At 70.1% G+C, this 16,392-nt stretch carries 17 protein-coding genes; 6 read left to right on the plus strand and 11 right to left on the minus strand.

What is annotated here, in order from left to right:
* Positions 1–5 precede the first annotated feature (5 nt).
* Together ABEA10_RS21540 and ABEA10_RS21545 are read right to left on the minus strand one after the other, a co-directional pair.
* On the minus strand, positions 6–1,133 hold the full coding sequence (locus tag ABEA10_RS21540) for an ABC transporter ATP-binding protein (protein WP_345466522.1): 1,128 nt from the start codon (positions 1,131–1,133) through the stop codon (positions 6–8).
* Positions 1,134–1,206: 73 nt separating this feature from the next.
* Complete coding sequence (locus ABEA10_RS21545) at positions 1,207–2,634, minus strand: gamma-aminobutyraldehyde dehydrogenase (protein WP_345466524.1); 1,428 nt, start codon at positions 2,632–2,634, stop codon at positions 1,207–1,209.
* A 150-nt stretch (positions 2,635–2,784) separates the two neighbouring features.
* Between ABEA10_RS21545 and ABEA10_RS21550 the strand changes: the two genes are divergently transcribed.
* Genes ABEA10_RS21550 through ABEA10_RS21560 form a run of 3 tightly spaced genes read left to right on the plus strand, consistent with a single transcriptional unit; the run spans position 2,785 to position 5,338 of the window.
* Entirely contained in the window at positions 2,785–3,285 is a 501-nt protein-coding gene (locus tag ABEA10_RS21550; RefSeq protein ID WP_345466526.1) for an Lrp/AsnC family transcriptional regulator, read from the plus strand.
* Between the two features lie 26 nt (positions 3,286–3,311).
* Positions 3,312–4,667, plus strand: a complete 1,356-nt coding sequence (locus tag ABEA10_RS21555; protein ID WP_345466528.1) for an aspartate aminotransferase family protein — start codon at positions 3,312–3,314, stop codon at positions 4,665–4,667.
* Positions 4,652–5,338: a pyridoxamine 5'-phosphate oxidase family protein gene (locus ABEA10_RS21560; RefSeq protein WP_345466530.1), complete on the plus strand. Its 687-nt coding sequence runs from the start codon at positions 4,652–4,654 to the stop codon at positions 5,336–5,338. Before ABEA10_RS21555 ends, ABEA10_RS21560 begins: the two co-directional genes overlap by 16 nt.
* Here ABEA10_RS21560 and ABEA10_RS21565 read toward each other — a convergent pair.
* Together ABEA10_RS21565 and ABEA10_RS21570 are read right to left on the minus strand one after the other, a co-directional pair.
* Positions 5,298–6,833 carry a DUF2079 domain-containing protein gene (locus tag ABEA10_RS21565; protein ID WP_345466532.1) on the minus strand — a complete coding sequence of 512 codons (1,536 nt, stop codon included), beginning with the start codon at positions 6,831–6,833 and terminating at the stop codon, positions 5,298–5,300. The genes ABEA10_RS21560 and ABEA10_RS21565 overlap by 41 nt on opposite strands.
* A complete protein-coding gene (locus ABEA10_RS21570) occupies positions 6,833–7,246 on the minus strand; it encodes an HIT family protein (protein ID WP_486303800.1) in 414 nt (137 codons plus the stop codon). The genes ABEA10_RS21565 and ABEA10_RS21570 overlap by 1 nt, the downstream gene beginning before the upstream one ends.
* A 55-nt stretch (positions 7,247–7,301) precedes the next feature.
* Here ABEA10_RS21570 and ABEA10_RS21575 point away from each other — a divergent pair, with 55 nt between their 5' ends.
* Entirely contained in the window at positions 7,302–8,006 is a 705-nt protein-coding gene (locus ABEA10_RS21575) for an ATP-binding cassette domain-containing protein (RefSeq protein WP_345466535.1), read from the plus strand.
* A gap of 62 nt (positions 8,007–8,068) precedes the next feature.
* Positions 8,069–8,761: a hypothetical protein gene (locus ABEA10_RS21580; protein WP_345466537.1), complete on the plus strand. Its 693-nt coding sequence runs from the start codon at positions 8,069–8,071 to the stop codon at positions 8,759–8,761.
* Positions 8,762–8,832: 71 nt separating this feature from the next.
* On the opposite strand, the gene ABEA10_RS21585 is transcribed toward ABEA10_RS21580, so the two are convergent.
* Together ABEA10_RS21585 and rlmN are read right to left on the minus strand one after the other, a co-directional pair.
* On the minus strand, positions 8,833–9,339 hold the full coding sequence (locus ABEA10_RS21585) for a DivIVA domain-containing protein (RefSeq protein WP_345466539.1): 507 nt from the start codon (positions 9,337–9,339) through the stop codon (positions 8,833–8,835).
* A gap of 104 nt (positions 9,340–9,443) precedes the next feature.
* Entirely contained in the window at positions 9,444–10,568 is a 1,125-nt protein-coding gene (gene rlmN, locus ABEA10_RS21590) for a dual-specificity RNA methyltransferase RlmN (protein WP_345466541.1), read from the minus strand.
* A gap of 152 nt (positions 10,569–10,720) precedes the next feature.
* Here rlmN and ABEA10_RS21595 point away from each other — a divergent pair, with 152 nt between their 5' ends.
* Positions 10,721–11,947 (plus strand): suppressor of fused domain protein, encoded by a 1,227-nt coding sequence (locus tag ABEA10_RS21595; RefSeq protein WP_345466543.1) that lies wholly within the window; start codon positions 10,721–10,723, stop codon positions 11,945–11,947.
* Positions 11,948–12,063: 116 nt separating this feature from the next.
* On the opposite strand, the gene ABEA10_RS21600 is transcribed toward ABEA10_RS21595, so the two are convergent.
* The 5 genes from ABEA10_RS21600 to rpsB are packed head-to-tail and all read right to left on the minus strand — an operon-like array spanning position 12,064 to position 16,166.
* A complete protein-coding gene (locus ABEA10_RS21600) occupies positions 12,064–12,924 on the minus strand; it encodes a phosphatidate cytidylyltransferase (RefSeq protein WP_345466545.1) in 861 nt (286 codons plus the stop codon).
* Positions 12,925–12,944: 20 nt separating this feature from the next.
* Positions 12,945–13,502 carry a ribosome recycling factor gene (frr, locus tag ABEA10_RS21605; RefSeq protein WP_345466547.1) on the minus strand — a complete coding sequence of 186 codons (558 nt, stop codon included), beginning with the start codon at positions 13,500–13,502 and terminating at the stop codon, positions 12,945–12,947.
* A 16-nt stretch (positions 13,503–13,518) separates the two neighbouring features.
* Complete coding sequence (gene pyrH / locus ABEA10_RS21610; protein ID WP_329256533.1) at positions 13,519–14,286, minus strand: UMP kinase; 768 nt, start codon at positions 14,284–14,286, stop codon at positions 13,519–13,521.
* A gap of 41 nt (positions 14,287–14,327) precedes the next feature.
* Positions 14,328–15,164: a translation elongation factor Ts gene (gene tsf, locus ABEA10_RS21615; RefSeq protein WP_345466550.1), complete on the minus strand. Its 837-nt coding sequence runs from the start codon at positions 15,162–15,164 to the stop codon at positions 14,328–14,330.
* A 39-nt stretch (positions 15,165–15,203) separates the two neighbouring features.
* The gene (gene rpsB / locus ABEA10_RS21620; protein ID WP_345466553.1) at positions 15,204–16,166 is read right to left on the minus strand and encodes a 30S ribosomal protein S2; all 963 of its coding nucleotides are present in this window, start codon (positions 16,164–16,166) and stop codon (positions 15,204–15,206) included.
* Between the last annotated feature and the right edge of the window lie 226 nt (positions 16,167–16,392).

Below are 16,392 nucleotides of genomic sequence, written 5' to 3' on the forward strand. Positions count from 1 at the left end.
AGGTGTCAGGCTCCGATCACGTAGGAATGGCGTGGATCCCACGACAGCCAGACGCTGTCCCCCCGGGTGGCGACGTCGTCCGCGGAGGAGACGTTCTGCACGAAGACGACGACCTCGGCACCGGTCGAGGTCGCCACGTTGTAGTTGGTGAACATGCCGAGGTACACCACCTCGGTCACGGTGCCGCGCAGCGCGCAGCCGTCGCCGGCCGGAGGGTCGGACCGCACGTCGATCTTCTCCGGCCGCACGGTGAGCTCGATCTCCTCACCCGGCGCGGCATCACACGGCACCACGATCCGCTCCCCCGGGCCCGGCTCGATGACCGCGCGGCCCCCACCGGCGCGGGCGACGGTGCCGGACAGCACGTTGGAGGTGCCGATGAAGCCGGCGACGAACGCGGTCGCGGGCCGCTCGTAGATCTCCCGCGGCGTGCCGAGTTGCTCGATCCGGCCGTCGTTCATCACGGCGATGCGGTCCGACATCGTCAGCGCCTCGTTCTGGTCGTGCGTCACGTACACGAACGTGATGCCGACCTCCCGCTGGATGCGCTTGAGCTCGACCTGCATCGCCTGGCGGAGCTTGAGGTCCAGCGCGCCGAGCGGCTCGTCGAGCAGCAGGGCGCGGGGACGGTTGACCAGGGCGCGGGCCAGCGCGACGCGCTGCTGCTGGCCGCCGGACAGCTCGCGCGGGCGGCGTCTCTCCCGGCCCTTCAGGTCGACGATCTCCAGCATCTCGCCGACGCGCCGCGCGACCTCGGCCTTGGCGACGCCCTTGCGGCGCAGCCCGAACGCGACGTTCTCCAGCACGGTCATGTGCGGGAACAGCGCGTAGGACTGGAACACCATGTTGACGTCCCGCTTGTTCGGCGGCACGCCCACGACGTCTTGGCCGTGCAGGAAGACCTCGCCCTCGGTGGGCTCGTCGAAGCCGGCGATCATCCGCATGGTCGTGGTCTTGCCGCACCCGGACGGGCCGAGCAGCGAGAAGAACTCGCCCTCCCCGATGGCCACGTCGACGCCCCTGACCGCCGCCACGGCGTCGCCGTGCGCCTGAAACGTCTTCTTGACGCCCCTCAGCTCGATCGCCGCGAGGTCGGTGCCGGCGGGCGCGCCCGCCGTTTTCGTTTCCGTCACGTCGTATCCCAGTTCCCTCGGCCCGCTCGGCCGGTTCTCGCCGACCGGGCTACTCACCGTTGCCTCGCAAACCTCACTCAGCCCCGATGTGACTCATCACGTGCTTGATCCGCGTGTAGTCCTCGAACCCGTACATCGACAGGTCCTTGCCGTACCCCGAGTGCTTGTAGCCGCCGTGCGGCATCTCCGACGCGAACGGGATGTGCGTGTTGATCCACACGGCGCCGAAGTCCAGGCCCTTGGCCATCCGCAACGCGCGGCCGTGGTCGGTGGTCCACACACTCGCCGCCAGGCCGTACTCCACGCCGTTGGCCCAGCGCAACGCCTCTTCTTCGTCGGTGAAGCGCTGCACGGTGATGACCGGGCCGAAGATCTCGTCCTGGATCATCTCGTCGTCCTGGGCGAGCCCGGTGACGACGGTGGGCGCGTAGAAGTAGCCGCGGTCGCCGAGGCGCCCGCCGCCGGCCACGACCTCGGCGTGCGCGGGCGCGCGGTCGAGGAAGCCGCTCACGCGGGCGAGCTGGTTCGCGTTGTTGAGCGGGCCGTAGAAGGCGTCCTCCTCCGACGGCGGGCCCACCTTGGTCCCGCGCGCCTGCTCGGCCAGGGCGGCGACGAAGTCGTCGTGGACGCCGGGGCCGGCGATCACCCGGGTGGCCGCGGTGCAGTCCTGGCCCGCGTTGAAGTAGCCCGCCTCGGCGATGCCCTGGGCGGCACGTTCCACGTCGGCGTCGTCGAAGACGATCACGGGGGCCTTGCCGCCGAGTTCGAGGTGGACCTTCTTGAGCGTGTCGGCGGCCTGCCGGGCGACCTCCTTGCCGGCGCGTACGGACCCGGTGACCGAGACCATCTGCGGAATCCGGTGGGCCACGAGTTCGCGCCCGGTGCCGCGGTCTCCGCAGACGACGTTGAGCACGCCGGGCGGGAGGAACTCGGCCGCGACCTCGGCCAGCATCAGCGTCGTGACCGGTGTCGTGTCGGAGGGCTTGAGCACGACGGTGTTGCCCGCCGCGAGCGCCGGGGCGATCTTCCAGGTGGCCATGACCATCGGGTAGTTCCACGGCGTGACCTGCGCGCAGACGCCGATGGGCTCGCGGCGGATCATCGAGGTGTGGCCGGCCAGGTACTCCCCCGCCGACCGGCCTTCGAGCAGTCGGGCGCAGCCGGCGAAGAACCGGAACTCATCCACCATCGGGCCGATCTCCTCGTCCCGGGTGAGCTGAAGCGGCTTGCCGGTGTTGCGGCACTCGGCCTGGACGAACTCCTCCGCCCTGGCCTCGACGGCGTCGGCGATGCGGAGCAGGGCCAGGCTGCGCTCGCCGGGCGTGGCGTCGCGCCAGGCCGGGAAGGCGGCCTCGGCCGCGGTCATCGCCGCGTCGACGTCCGCGGGTCCCGACACCGGAGCCTGGTCGTACGGCTCGCCCGTACTCGGGTCGACCACGTCGGAGACGCGGCCGTCCTTGGTCTCGACGTACTCGCCGCCCACGAAGTTTCGCAGAGTCATCCTCGACCTCCGGGGTCCGGAACGGATGGCCCCGACCATGGCAGAACAACTGAGGTGAGACAAGGGATTCCGTTGTTACAATCGGATTTCACGATGGATTCCTTGACAATCTAGGCATAGATGACACGATGTCGCATCGAGGAGGACTCGATGAGCGACGAACACCCCCCGCCCGTCCGGCAGACGCCGAGCGGGCGGCGCACCGGTGTGACCCTCGACGAGACGTCAAAGAAGATCATTGAGCTGCTGCAGGCGGACGGACGCCGTTCGTACGCCGCGCTCGGCAAGGCCGTCGGCCTGTCGGAGGCGGCCGTGCGCCAGCGGGTGCAGCGGCTGCTCGAAGCCGGCGTTATGCAGATCGTCGCGGTCACCGATCCCCTGTCCCTGGGCTTCCTGCGGCAGGCGATGATCGGCATCAAGTGCGAGGGCGACCTCACCGCGGTCGCGGACGCGCTGGCCGCGATGGAGGAGATCGACTACGTCGTCATCACCGCCGGGTCCTTCGACCTGCTCGCCGAACTCGTCTGCGAGAACGACGACCACCTCCTGGAACTCCTGGGCCGCATCCGGGCCATCCCGACCGTCACCAGCACCGAGAGCTTCGTCTACCTCAAGCTGCGCAAGCAGATCTACTCCTGGGGAACGCGATGACCCAGCGTAAGGAGGGTGAGCGGCTGATGAACACACAGGATTCGGCCAAACGTCATCTGTGGCTGCACTTCACCCGGATGTCGGCGTACAACGACACCGACGTGCCGGTCATCGTGCGCGGCGAGGGGCCCTACGTCTACGACGACCGGGGCCGCCGCTACCTCGACGGCCTGTCCGGCCTGTTCGTCTCCCAGCTCGGTCACGGCCGCACCGAGCTCGCCGAGGCCGCGCACCGCCAGGCCGGTGAGCTGGCCTACTTCCCGCTGTGGTCCTACGCCCACCCGAACGCCGTCGAGCTGGCCGAGCGCCTGGCCGCCCTCGCGCCCGGCGACCTGAACCGGGTGTTCTTCACCACGAGCGGGTCCGAGGCGGTCGAGTCGGCGTTCAAGCTGGCCCGCGCCTACTTCAAGCTGGTCGGGCAGCCGGAGCGCTACAAGGTGATCAGCCGGGACATCGCCTACCACGGCACCTCGATGGGCGCGCTGTCGATCACCGGCCTGGCCGGCATCAAGCCTCCGTTCGAGCCGCTCGTGCCCGGGTCCGTACGCGTGCCGAACACCAACTTCTACCGCGCCCCGGAGCACGGCGACTCACTCGAACGGTTCGGGCGGTGGGCGGCCGACGAGATCGAGCGGGCCATCCTGCGCGAGGGCCCGGAGACCGTGGCCGCGGTGTACCTGGAGCCGGTGCAGAACTCCGGCGGCTGCTTCCCGCCGCCGCCCGGCTACTTCCAGCGGGTCCGCGAGATCTGCGACCGGCACGGCGTGCTGCTCGTCTCCGACGAGGTGATCTGCGCGTTCGGGCGGCTCGGCCACTACTTCGGCGCCGAGCGGTACGGCTACCGGCCCGACATCATCACCTTCGCCAAGGGCCTGACCTCCGGCTACTCACCGCTGGGCGGCATGCTCGTGGACGACCGGCTGATGGAGCCGTTCAACGAGGGCACGGCGACCTTCCTGCACGGCATCACCTTCGCCGGGCATCCGGTCTCCACCGCGGTCGCGCTGGCCAACCTCGAGGTGTTCGAGAAGGAGAAGATCCTCGAGAACGTCCGCGCGAACGAGGCCGGTTTCCGCGCCACTCTGGAGCGGCTGAACGACCTGCCCATCGTCGGCGACGTACGCGGCGACGGCTACTTCTACGGCATCGAGCTGGTCAAGGACAAGGCCACCAAGCTGACCTTCGACGACGACGAGTCCGAACGGCTGCTGCGCGGGTTCCTGTCGCCGGCGCTGTTCGACGCGGGCCTGGTCTGCCGGGCCGACGACCGCGGCGACCCGGTCGTCCAGCTCGCACCGCCGCTGATCTGCGGGCAGGAGCACTTCGAGGAGATCGAGCGGATCCTGCGGTCGGTGCTGACGGAGGCGTGGACCCGGCTGTGACCCCGCTGTCGTCCACCGACCGGACGCGGTTGCGGAGACTGCGCGACCAGGGCCGTACCGACCGGGCGGCCCTGTTCGCGGTGCTGCGCGCCGGGTTCGTCTGCCACCTCGGCGTCGTCGTCGACGGCACGCCGATGGTCGTGCCGACGGTGTACGGCTTCGACGACTCGTTCCTGTACTTCCACGGGTCGGTCGCCAGCCGGAGCCTGGCGGGCGGGCGGACGGTGTGCGTGACGGTGACGCACGTGGACGGGCTGGTGCTGGCGCGCTCGGTGTTCGAGCACGGGGTCAACTACCGCAGCGCGATGGTGTACGGGATGCCGCGCGCGCTGTCCGGCGAGGCCAAGCTCGAGGGGCTGCGCGTCCTGACCGAGCACGCGGCGCCCGGCCAGTGGGACTACGCGCGGCGGCCGAGCCGCAAGGAGCTGGCCGCCACAGCGATCTTCGCGCTGTCGCTGGAGGAGGCGTCGGTGAAGGTCGCGGAGGGGCCGCCGGAAGACGGCGACGGCCCCGACGCCTCGCTGGGGCTCTGGGCCGGGGTCGTGCCGCTGGAGGTCGTCCGCCGCCCGCCCGTACCCGACCCGGCGCTCCCGGACGGCCTCCCCGTGCCCGCGCACATCGCCGCGCTGGTCACCCGGGGTTCAGATCGGGGACCGATCCCGGGCGGTTGAGCAGGACGTACCCGTCCTGCTGCCGGACCACCGAATAGCCCTCGCGCCGCAGCAGGCTCACCCGGTCGCGCTGCGCCTGCAGCGAGGGGAACGGGAAGTCCTGGGCCGCCACGTCGGCCAGCACCCACGGGGCCCAGCGCGGCCGGTCGTCCCACAGCAGCACCCGCGTACGGCCGCTCAGCTGCGGGCCGATTCCGTTGGGCGCCTCGATCAGCGCGCCGTCGGGGACGGCGGGCAGGATCGCGGCAGCGGCTCTGGCCCGCGCGTCGCGCCGGTAGAAGCCCGGCTCGGCGAACCTGCCGAAGGAGAAGTGCGGGACCACCACCAGGGTCGCGGCGAGGGCGGCCACCGGCCATACGTGCTCGGCCCGCGGCAGCGGCCTCCCGAGACGGAGCCGCTGTCCGAGGCCGGGCCGCTCGCGGAGGCCGGGCCGCCGCCGGAGGCGAGGCAGCAACCGGGCGAGGCGCGCCGCGCCGTCGACGCCGGCCGCGACGAGCAGGGCGGTCAGCGCGACGTTGTAGTGGAATCGCGGCTCCCACCAGTGCCCGAACCGGCTCGACAGCATCCGCTCGGCCAGCAGCGGCAGCACCGACAGCGTGATCGGTGACAGGAGCGGAAGCAGCAGCAGCGGCGCCACCAGCCACAGCATCGTCGTCACCTTCACGTGCGGGGTGACCAGGAGCTTCCCGACCGTCCAGGGATGGGTGAGCGCGCCGGCCGCCGCGTGCGGCAGGTCGCGGCCGAGCGCGTCGTAGGCCCAGTAGTAGTCGGCCGAACCGCCGAAGGCCGGGATCAGCACCCGGGAGGCGAGCCAGGTCCAGAACACCCCGGCCACGACGAGAAGGACCGCGCGTCTCCGCTCGCCCCGCCGGGTCAGCAGGTAGAACCCGAAGCCGGCGACCAGCAGGCCCATGTCCTCCTTGACGAGCAGCAGGGCGCCGGCCGCCGCCGCGCTCTGCCACCGCCGGCCGGCCTCGTGGCGTTCGAGCATGAGCATCGACAGGACCGGCGCGAACGCCATCTCGTGGAAGTCGAACGCCAGCGTCTCGGCCACCGGCCACGCCAGCGCGTACACGGCGGAGACGCAGTACGCCGGCCCGCTCCCGAGCCGGCGGCGCGTGAAGGCCCAGAGCGGGACGATCGCCAGCGCGAGCAGCACCGACTGGGCGACGAGAAGGGTCTGCGGCCCGTCGTGGATCCAGTACAGGGGGGCGAGCAGCGCGAGGATCGGCGAGAAGTGGTCGCCGAGCACGGTGAAGTGCGCGCCGAACCCGTTGTGCACGCCCTTGACGATCGCGACGGGCAGGTGGAGGCGGCTGTAGGACCGTACGGCCTGGTCGAAGATCACCAGATCGTACGTCGTGGTGCGGAAGGCCCAGAACCGCAGGAGGGAGTAGACCGAGTACACGGCCGCCACGATCACGGTGAGCGCGCCGACGGCCACCGCCTGCCGCCGGGGCACGCCGGTGCGGGGTTCGGTGGCCTCGGCGAGCATCAGCCGAGCGCCTCGCGCAGGCGCTTGGCGTACTCACGTGCCTCGTCGTCGGAGTCGTACCTGGTGCGCGGCCAGAAGAACCCGCGCAGGCCGTCCTTGCGGTTGCGCGGCACGACATGGGTGTGCAGGTGCGGCACGCTCTGGCTGATCCGGTTGTTCATCGCGACGAACGACCCGGCGGCGCCGAGCACGGTCTCCATCGCCTCGGCCAGCCGCTGGGCGGCGCCGAAGTAGGGGGCGAGCAGCTCGGGCGGCAGGTCGGGCAGGGTCTCGTAGTGCTCCCGCGGCACGAGCAGCGTGTGCCCCTTGAACAGAGGCCGGGTGTCGAGGAAGGCCACGGCGGGCCCGTCGTCGTCCAGCACGACGTGGGCGGGTCGCCTGCCCGCGACGATCTCGCAGAACGCGCAGTCCATGGTGGCATTCTTCCGCTTACGTTGGGCTTATGTGACGCCGGTAGAGTCCGGGGTCGTGCAATTGGACCAGGTCGCCTTCCGCTACCGGCGACGCGCGCCGTGGGTGCTCCGCGATGTGACGCTGACCGTACCCCGCGGGCGGCTCATCGAGGTCAGTGGGGCCAACGGAGCGGGCAAGTCCACGCTGCTGCGGCTGCTGGCCGGAGTGGTGCCCCCGGTGCGCGGGCGTGTTTCGGGCCGTCCGCCGCGCGTCGGGTACGCCCCGGAGCTCTTCCCCGCCGCCCAGCCCTTCACCGCGAGCGCCTATCTGGGCCACATGGCGAGAATCCGGGGGGTCGATGACTCCGCCGTGGCGAAGTGGGCGGCGCGCCTGGGCTTCTCCGGCCTGCTCGGCACCCGGCTGCCCGACCTGTCGAAGGGCAGCGCCCACAAGGCGGGCCTGATCCAGGCGCTGCTCGCCGAGCCGGAGCTCCTCGTGCTGGACGAACCCTTCGCGGGCCTGGACGCCGAGACGCGCGCGGCGCTGCCGTCGCTCCTGTCCGGCCTCACCGCGGACGGCACGTCGGTGGTGGTGAGCGATCACCAGGGCGACCTGCGGAAACTCCCGGACGTCGTCCGGTGGCGGGTGTCGGGTCACACGGTGACGGTGGGAGACCTACCGGACGAGCACACGATCGTGGAGGTCACCGTACGCTCCGACGAGGCCGACGCTCTGGTCGAGCGCCTGACCGCCGACGGCTACCACGCCCGCCGCCGATGAACACGGACCTCGACCGCCGGCGGCCGCCGCTCCCGGTCTCGCCGCCCCCCGAGAGACGGTCGATGATCGCCGTAATGCGCTTCCAGCTCAGTGGGTACCTGCGGTCGGTGCGTGCGCTGCACCCGGTGCTCGCGCTGGCGTTGTTGCTGGCGATCATGTTCTCCAGTCCGCTCGGGGGTACGCCGGCCGAAGTGCGGAAGGGGACGGTCAGCGCCATCGCCGACGCGGCCGTACTGATCTTCCCGATCTGCGCCTGGGCGGCGCGCGGGCTCCTCGACACCGAGCCGGACGTCCAGCGGCACGTGTCCGCGGTCACCGCGGGCCGCCGTCGGGCCCTCATCGCCGGCCTGCTCTCCGCGTTCGTCTTCAGCGCCGTGCTGGCACTGGTCGCTCCGGTCTACCTGCTCGCCCAGGCCGCCGGTTCCGGGTTGAACCCCCAGGCCATGGTGTTCGGCGCCACGCTGTGCCCCCTGTCGGCTCTGGCCGCGACCGCGCTGGGCGCGCTGACCAGCCGCGCCGTCATCCGCTCGACGGGCACCTCGATCCTCGTCCTGCTGGGCGTCTGCACCCTGAACCTCATCTTCGGCCTGACGCCGCTGCGCTTCCTGACGGTCCCGATGATCGACTGGATGCGCGCGGCCGGCCACGGGCCCTCCGGCCTCGTCGGCGCCTTCCCCGAACTGGCGGCGCGCACCCTCGCGTGGACCGCCATCGCGATCGCCCTGTACGTCCGCCTGCGCCGCACCCGCCCCTGACGGCCCCGGCCGGGTCGGCCTTGGGGGCGGCCCCGGCCGGGTCGGCCTTCGAGACGGCCCCGGCCGTCGGATCAGCCTTCGGAGCGGAGGCGTTCGATCTCCGATGCCAGCCGCTCCAGGAAGGCGTCCACTTCCGCCTGCCGGTAGCCGGGACGCATCCGGGTCGTCGCGAACGCCGACTTCTTCACCACCGAGCCCCGCGCCGTGCCCGCGCGGAGGGCGGCGATGGTCGTGTCGAGGAAGTCGTCGACCTCCTGCTCGTCGTACCCGGGACTGAGCCGCGACGTCGCGAACTGCACGTTGCGCACCAGGCCGACGAGCCGGTCCACCTCGCCCGACACCATGCGCTTGCCGCCGGCCTTGTCCTCCAGCTCGCGGATGTACTTCTCGAGCGCCTCGTCCACGGCCTTCATGCGATATCCACGCACCGCCCGCCGGAACTTCACCGCGTTGACCTCATCGGCCGTGACCGGCGGCGCGTACAGCGGGCTCAGCCCGAGCGTCCCCTCGATACGGCCGATGAGCGCATCCACCTGAGCGGGGCTGTAGCCGCGGAAGGCACGCGGAAAGTCTGGCATCTGATCATTGTTTCCGATCTCCGCCGAACAGGCGACGCACGACCACGCGACGCGCCATGGCCGTATCCGGCCTGCCTCACGTTGGAAGGCCGGGTGACGTGCGCCTATCCCTGCCGGGTCCGCAGCGGGGCCTCCTGAGGCATCGCCGCGAGTTGCCCGCAGGCTCCGTCGATCTCCTGGCCACGCGTGTCGCGTACGGTGACCGGCACGCCGTGCGCCTCCAGGTGCCGGACGAACTCCGTCTGGACGGACGGCCGTGAGGCGGTCCACTTCGACCCGGGCGTCGGGTTGAGCGGGATCAGATTGACGTGCACGGGATGGCCCTTGATGAGCCGCCCCAGCAGGTCGGCACGCCAGGCCTGGTCGTTGATGTCGCGGATGAGGGCGTACTCGATGGAGACGCGTCGCCGGGTGCGGTCGGCGTACGCCCAGGCGGCGTCCAGGACCTCGGCGACCTTCCAGCGCGTGTTGATGGGCACGAGCTCGTCGCGCAGTTCGTCGTCGGGCGCGTGCAGCGACACCGCGAGACGCACCTTCAGGTCGAGGTCGGCGAGCCGCCCGATGGCGGGTACGAGACCGACCGTCGAGACGGTGATGTTGCGCTGGGAGATGCCGAGCCCGGCCGGACTGGGGTCGCTGAACCGGTGGATCGCCCGTACGACGTTGTTGAACGACGCGAGCGGCTCGCCCATCCCCATGAAGACGATGTTGCTGACCCGTCCGGAGCCGCCGGGGATCTCGCCTCGGGCCAGCGCACGGGCCCCGGCCACCACCTGCTCGACGATCTCGGCCGTCGACAGGTTGCGGGTGAGCCCCGCCTGGCCGGTCGCGCAGAAGGGGCAGTTCATGCCGCAGCCGGCCTGCGAGGACACGCACATCGTCACGCGATCGGGGTACCGCATGAGGACCGACTCGATCAGCGTGCCGTCGAACGCCTTCCACAGCGTCTTGCGGGTCATGCCCTCGTCGCAGACCTGGTCGCGCACCGAGGTGAGCAAAGTCGGCATCAGCTCGGCGACGAGACGGTCGCGCACCGCCGCCGGCAGGTCGGTCATATCAGCCGGATCGTCGACCAGCCGGCCGAAGTAGTGCCGGGAGAGCTGGTCGGCGCGGAACGGCTTTTCATCCAGCGCCGCAACCGCCTCCCGGCGCTCACCGGGGGACAGATCGGCGAGATGACGGGGCGGCTTGGCCCGCCGCGGAGCGGCGAAGGTGAGCTGAGCGGACATGTTCGTACCAGTGTGGCAGACACCCGGGAGAGCTTTGACCGCACGCCGCCCACCGGCCACCGGGCGGGCCCCGGATTCGGTTTGGACAAGAGGGCGTTCTTTCGGCAGGTCGTTACTCCGCTCGGGCACTGAAATCACTACAGTCCCTTCCTATGCCGGTATTGCGTAGAACGCCGCGGGAGGCGCGGGTCCTGCTCAGTGACACGAGCCCCTATGGGAGCCGTGTCCTCGACGTTGAGTACGACCAGGTCGCCACGGCGGCGTACCTGCGCACCGCTGACGGGGAGACCGTCGCGGCCAGCTGGGTCGCCAACCATCAGGAGGCGCCGTACCACGCCGATCTGGCGCGGCTCAACGCCGGTCTGGTGCCGGCACTGCCCAGCGGCCGTACGAAACACCCCAAGGGGCGGCCGCCGCTCGACCCCCGGACGCTGGAGGTCGTGTGGTTCGAGGAGGGTGACGGGGTCGCGTTGATGGAGGCCGGGCAGCCGTTGTGCGTCATCCCCGGCTGGTCCGACACGGACCGCGGCATCCCCGGATACGCGCGGGAGGCGATCGGCCGGAGCCCGTTCGCGTTCGCGCTGGACGATGAGATCGACGAGCTCGGCCCGCGGATACTGCAGGCCGAGGCGTTCTGGAGCTGGCGGCGTGGACAGGGCGCCTGGGAGGCCTTTCAGCAGTCACTGCTCGGCCACCTGCTGAGCCGGTTGGGACCGGGCGGCTACTACTGGCATGACATCGGCCGCCGGCCGGACCGTACGGACAACGGGCCGCAGCCCGCCGTACCCGCGCAACGGCCCGCCGGATCCGCGCAGCGACCGGCCGTACCCGCGCCACGGCCCGCCACGCCGGCGACCACCACGCCGCCACGGCGCGAACCGGTCGTGGGCGTCTCCGAGCGCCCGGCGCGCGGCGACCGGTCGTACAACGTGCTGTCGACCGTCGGCATGAGCTGCCAGCGGATGCCCACGGTCGAGCTGTATGAGGACAACGTCGCCGAGCACGCCCGCATCGAGCTCGCGGTCGCCACGACCCTGCCCAGCGTGCAGGCGGGCAGGGTCTTTCCGTGGCTGGCGCAGTATCCATGGCAGGCCGTCACCTCCTTCGCCCCGGGTGACAATGTGAAGTGGTACCACGAGGCTCGGACGTTCCCATTGGGTCCGACCTGGGAAGGCGTCCTCCTGCTCGACAACCCCAACCGCCTCGAGGGTCCGGACGCCCCCGATCTGACGGCGTTCTCATTCGGCGGCGACCCGGTGCAGTGGCTGTGGATCGTGCCGATCACCGAGGAGGAGCGGCAGTACGGCAAGCAGGAAGGCTCGGACGCCCTCATCGAACGCCTCGCCCGCAAGGGACGCAGCTGGGTCGTGGGCGAGTAACCGAGGCGCCCGCCTTCGGCCGGCCCTTGGGGGACTCCAGCGGGGTCGGCTCGGTCGCCGTGTGCGTGCGGCGTCCATGCGCCGGGCACCGTGGTCGGCCGCCCGGTGTCACGGGTCTACGCGGGCGGCACGAACACCTCGAACAGCAACCAGACCACCGGGACGGTCGCCAGGAGTGAGTCGAGGCGGTCCATGACCCCGCCGTGTTCGGGCAGGAGGCTGCCCATGTCCTTGATGCCGAGGTCCCGCTTGATCATCGACTCGATGAGGTCGCCGAGAGTCGCCGAGCAGACCGCGGCCGCGCCGACGATGACCCCCTGCCACCAGTGACCGTGCAGCAGCCACGGCAGCAGGATTCCGCCGACGATCATGCAGGTCAGCGCCGATCCGCTGACCCCCTCCCACGTCTTCTTCGGGCTGATGGACGGGGCCATCTTGTGGCTGCCCAGGAAGGAACCGGCGAAGAACCCGCCGATGTCGCTGGCGACCGTGACCGCGATGAAGATCAGTACGCGGTCGGCGCCGTCCGGGGCGGCCAGGAGGAGCACGACGAATCCGGCGAGGAACCAGATGTAGGCCGTGGCGAACACGCCCGCCGTCGCGTCGCGGACGTAGCCGTCCTGGCCCCGGGGCAGTCGCCAGAGCAGGACGACGAGGGCGGTCAGGCCGAAGCCCGCGACCAGCGCCGTCGTACCCCAGAAGTAGGTGCACAGCACCGTCGCGAGCCCGCCGACCATGACCGGTACCCACGGGATCCGGATGCCGCGCGAGTCGAACGCCCGGATGAACTCCCAGACGGCCATGCCCAGGAAGAGGACGACGACGCCGAGGAAGATCTCTTTGATCGTGTAGAGCGACAGCAGCACCACGGCGCCCAGCGCCACACCGACCGCGACGGCGATGGGAAGGTTACGGCTGGATCCGCGCTTCTTCTTGCCCGTGTCCGCCTGCTCCTCCGGGATCTCCGGTGCCGGCATGGGGGCCTGTTCGAGTCCCACTAGACCTCGAGCAGCTCGGCTTTCTTGTGTTCGAGCAACTCGTCGATCTTGGCGACGTGCTTGTGCGTGAAGTCGTCGAGATCCTTCTCCGCGCGGTGCACCTCGTCCTCGCCCGCGTCGCCGGCCTTGGCGAGCTTGTCCAAGGCGTCCTTGGCGTGACGGCGGATGTTGCGGATCGAGACCCGCGCCTCCTCCGCCTTGTGCCCGGCCACCTTGATGAACTCCTTGCGGCGCTCCTCCGACAGCTCGGGGAAGACCACACGAATGATCTTCCCGTCGTTGCCGGGGTTGACACCCAGGTCACTGTCGCGGATGGCCTTCTCGATCGCGTTCATCGACGAGGCGTCGTACGGCTGGACGATGACCATGCGCGGCTCGGGGAGCTGGAACGACGCGAGTTGGTTGATGGGCGTCTGTGTCCCGTAGTAGTCCGCGGTGATCTTGTTGAACATCGCGGGCGTGACTCGGCCGGTACGGATACTGGTGAAGTCTTCCTTGGCGACAGTGACGGCCTTGTCCATCTTCTCCTCGGCCTCGAGGAGGATTTCGTCGATCACCTTAGGCTCCTGTATTTCAACTGTCCGCCGGACATACCAATGTGCCGATCTTTTCACCGCGTACGGCACGCACGATGTTGCCCTGACCCATCAGGTCGAAGACCACGATCGGCAGGCCGTTGTCCATGCACAGGCTGATCGCGGTGGCATCCATGACCTTCAGCCCGCGTTGCAGCACCTCGCCGTACTCCAGCCGGTCGAACCGGAAGGCGTCCGGGTTCTTCTTCGGATCGGCGTCGTACACGCCGTCGACCTGCGTGCCCTTGAGCACCGCGTCGGCGGAGATCTCCAGGGCCCGCTGGGCGGCGGCGGTGTCGGTGGAGAAGAACGGCTGGCCGATCCCCGCTCCGAAGATGACCACGCGGCCCTTCTCGAGGTGACGGATGGCGCGCCGCGGGATGTACGGCTCCGCGACCTGCCCCATCGTGATCGCGGTCTGCACCCGCGTCTCGACCCCGAGCTTTTCGAGGAAGTCCTGCAGAGCCAGGCAGTTGATCACGGTGCCGAGCATGCCCATGTAGTCGCCGCGGGCACGGTCCATGCCGCGGGCCGACATCTGCGCGCCGCGGAACATGTTTCCGCCGCCGCAGACCACGGCGACCTGCACTCCCTCGCGCGTGACCTCGGCGATCGCCTTGGCGATGTGCTGCACGATCGCCGGGTCGATGCCGAGGCCCTCACCGCCGGCGAACGCCTCGCCGGACAGCTTGAGAAGGACACGTTTCCAGCCGTGGGACTGGGACGACGGAGCCGCCGTCGTGTCGGTGGTTTCGTTCTCCTGCACGGCGGCGGCTCCTTAGTCTCTCGTTCTGTCTTCGGCGACCCTCAGGCCTGTCCGACCTTGAACCGGGCGAAGCGCTTGACGGTCACGCCGGACTCCTGGAGGACCTTAGCGATCGTCTTCTTGGGGTCCTTCACGAAGGGCTGCTCAAGAAGGACGAAGTCCTTGAAGTAGGACCGTACGCGTCCCTCGACGATCTTCGGAATCGCCTGCTCGGGCTTGCCCTCCTCACGCGTGATCTGCTCCGCGAGGGCCCGCTCCTTGGCGACGACGTCCTCGGGAACGTCGTCGTTGCTGAGGTACTTCGGCGACATCGCGGCGATCTGCTGCGCGATGTCCTTGGCGACCTCGGCGTTCGCGGTGTCCAGCTCGACCAGCACGCCGGTGGTCGGCGGCAGGGACGGGTCGGACTTGTGGAGGTAGCTGGCCACGTAGCCGCCCGAGAAGTGGGCGAAGCGACGCAGCTCGAGCTTCTCACCGATCTTCGCGCTGTTGTTGTCGATCAGCTGCTGAACGGTCGTCCCCGGCTCGATCTCCGCGCCGAGCAGCGCCGGCACGTCCGCCACGTCGGTGTTCGCGGCGAACGCGGCGATCTGGTCGGCCAGCGCGATGAACTGCTCGTTCTTCGCGACGAAGTCGGTCTCGCAGTTGAGCTCGATCAGCGTGCCGTCGTTGTCGCCCTTGAAGTGCTGGGCGACCAGGCCGTTGGCGGCGGTGCGCTCGGCGCGCTTGCCGACGTCCTTGGCGCCCTTGAGACGCAGAAGCTCAACGGCCTTGTCGAAGTCGCCCTCCGCCTCGGTGAGGGCGTTCTTACACGCCATCATGCCGGAGCCGGTGAGCTCCCGGAGCCGCTTGACGTCGGCGGCGGTGAAGTTCGCCATTGTGGTCTGTCTCTTTCGTCTTCGGTTGTCGGCCGGCCGTCAGGCTTCCTGGGCGGGCTGCTCTTGCGTCGTCTCAGCCTGCGCCTCGGCCGGGGCCTGCGCCTCGGCCTGCGCCTCAGCCGGGGCCTGCGCCTCAGCCGGGGCCTGCGCCTCAGCCGGGGCCTGCGCCTCGGCGGGGGCCTGCGCCTCGGCCTGAGCCTGGGCCGCGTCGGCCTCGGCCTTCTTCTCCAGCAGCTCGCGCTCCCACTCCGGGAGAGGCTCCTCGGCTCCCACGGAGGCCGGCTTCTCGTCGCCGGAGGCGGAGGCGCCCGCGCGGGCGATCAGACCGTCGGCGACGGCGTCGGCGACCACGCGGGTGAGCAGGCTGACACTGCGGATGGCGTCGTCATTGCCCGGAATCGGGTAGTCGACCTCATCCGGGTCGCAGTTGGTGTCGAGGATCGCGACGACCGGGATGCCCAGCTTGCGCGCCTCGTTGACGGCGATGTGCTCCTTCTTGGTGTCGCAGATCCACACCGCGCTGGGCACACGCGCCATGTCCCGGATGCCGCCGAGGGTGCGCTCGAGCTTGTCCTTCTCACGCTTGCGCATGAGGAGCTCTTTCTTCGTCAGACCCGAACCCGCGACGTCGTCGTAGTCGATCTCCTCGAGCTCCTTCAGGCGCGTCAGGCGCTTGTGGACGGTCGAGAAGTTGGTGAGCATGCCGCCCAGCCAGCGCTGGTTGACGAAGGGCATGCCGACGCGCTGCGCCTGCTCGGAGATCGACTCCTGCGCCTGCTTCTTGGTGCCGACGAACAGGATCGTGCCGCCGTGGGCGACGGTCTCCTTGATGAAGTCGTAGGCGCGGTCGATGTAGGACAGCGACTGCTGCAGGTCGATGATGTAGATGCCGTTGCGCTCGGTGAAGATGAAACGCTTCATCTTCGGGTTCCAGCGCCGGGTCTGATGCCCGAAGTGGACGCCGCTCTCGAGCAGCTGCTTCATGGTGACGACGGGTGCCATGCCCGTTCCGCTCCTGTCTGGCCCTGTGCGGGCCGTTCTCGGTTGTCTGGCGCCCGTGCGTGCCCCTGCCGTGACTGCCGTCACGGACCGAGAGGGCCGCCCCACCGTTCGCCGATGGCCGGCGGGCGCGTGAATTCGGTCATGCGACCGTTCAGTCAGTGTACCGGCGGCGCGCCCCTGGCGTGGAATCAGCGGAGTTATCCACATCGGGGCGGACGCTCTGGTG

This window comes from Actinoallomurus oryzae (assembly GCF_039541955.1).
In the GTDB taxonomy this organism is placed as follows: domain Bacteria; phylum Actinomycetota; class Actinomycetes; order Streptosporangiales; family Streptosporangiaceae; genus Actinoallomurus; species Actinoallomurus oryzae.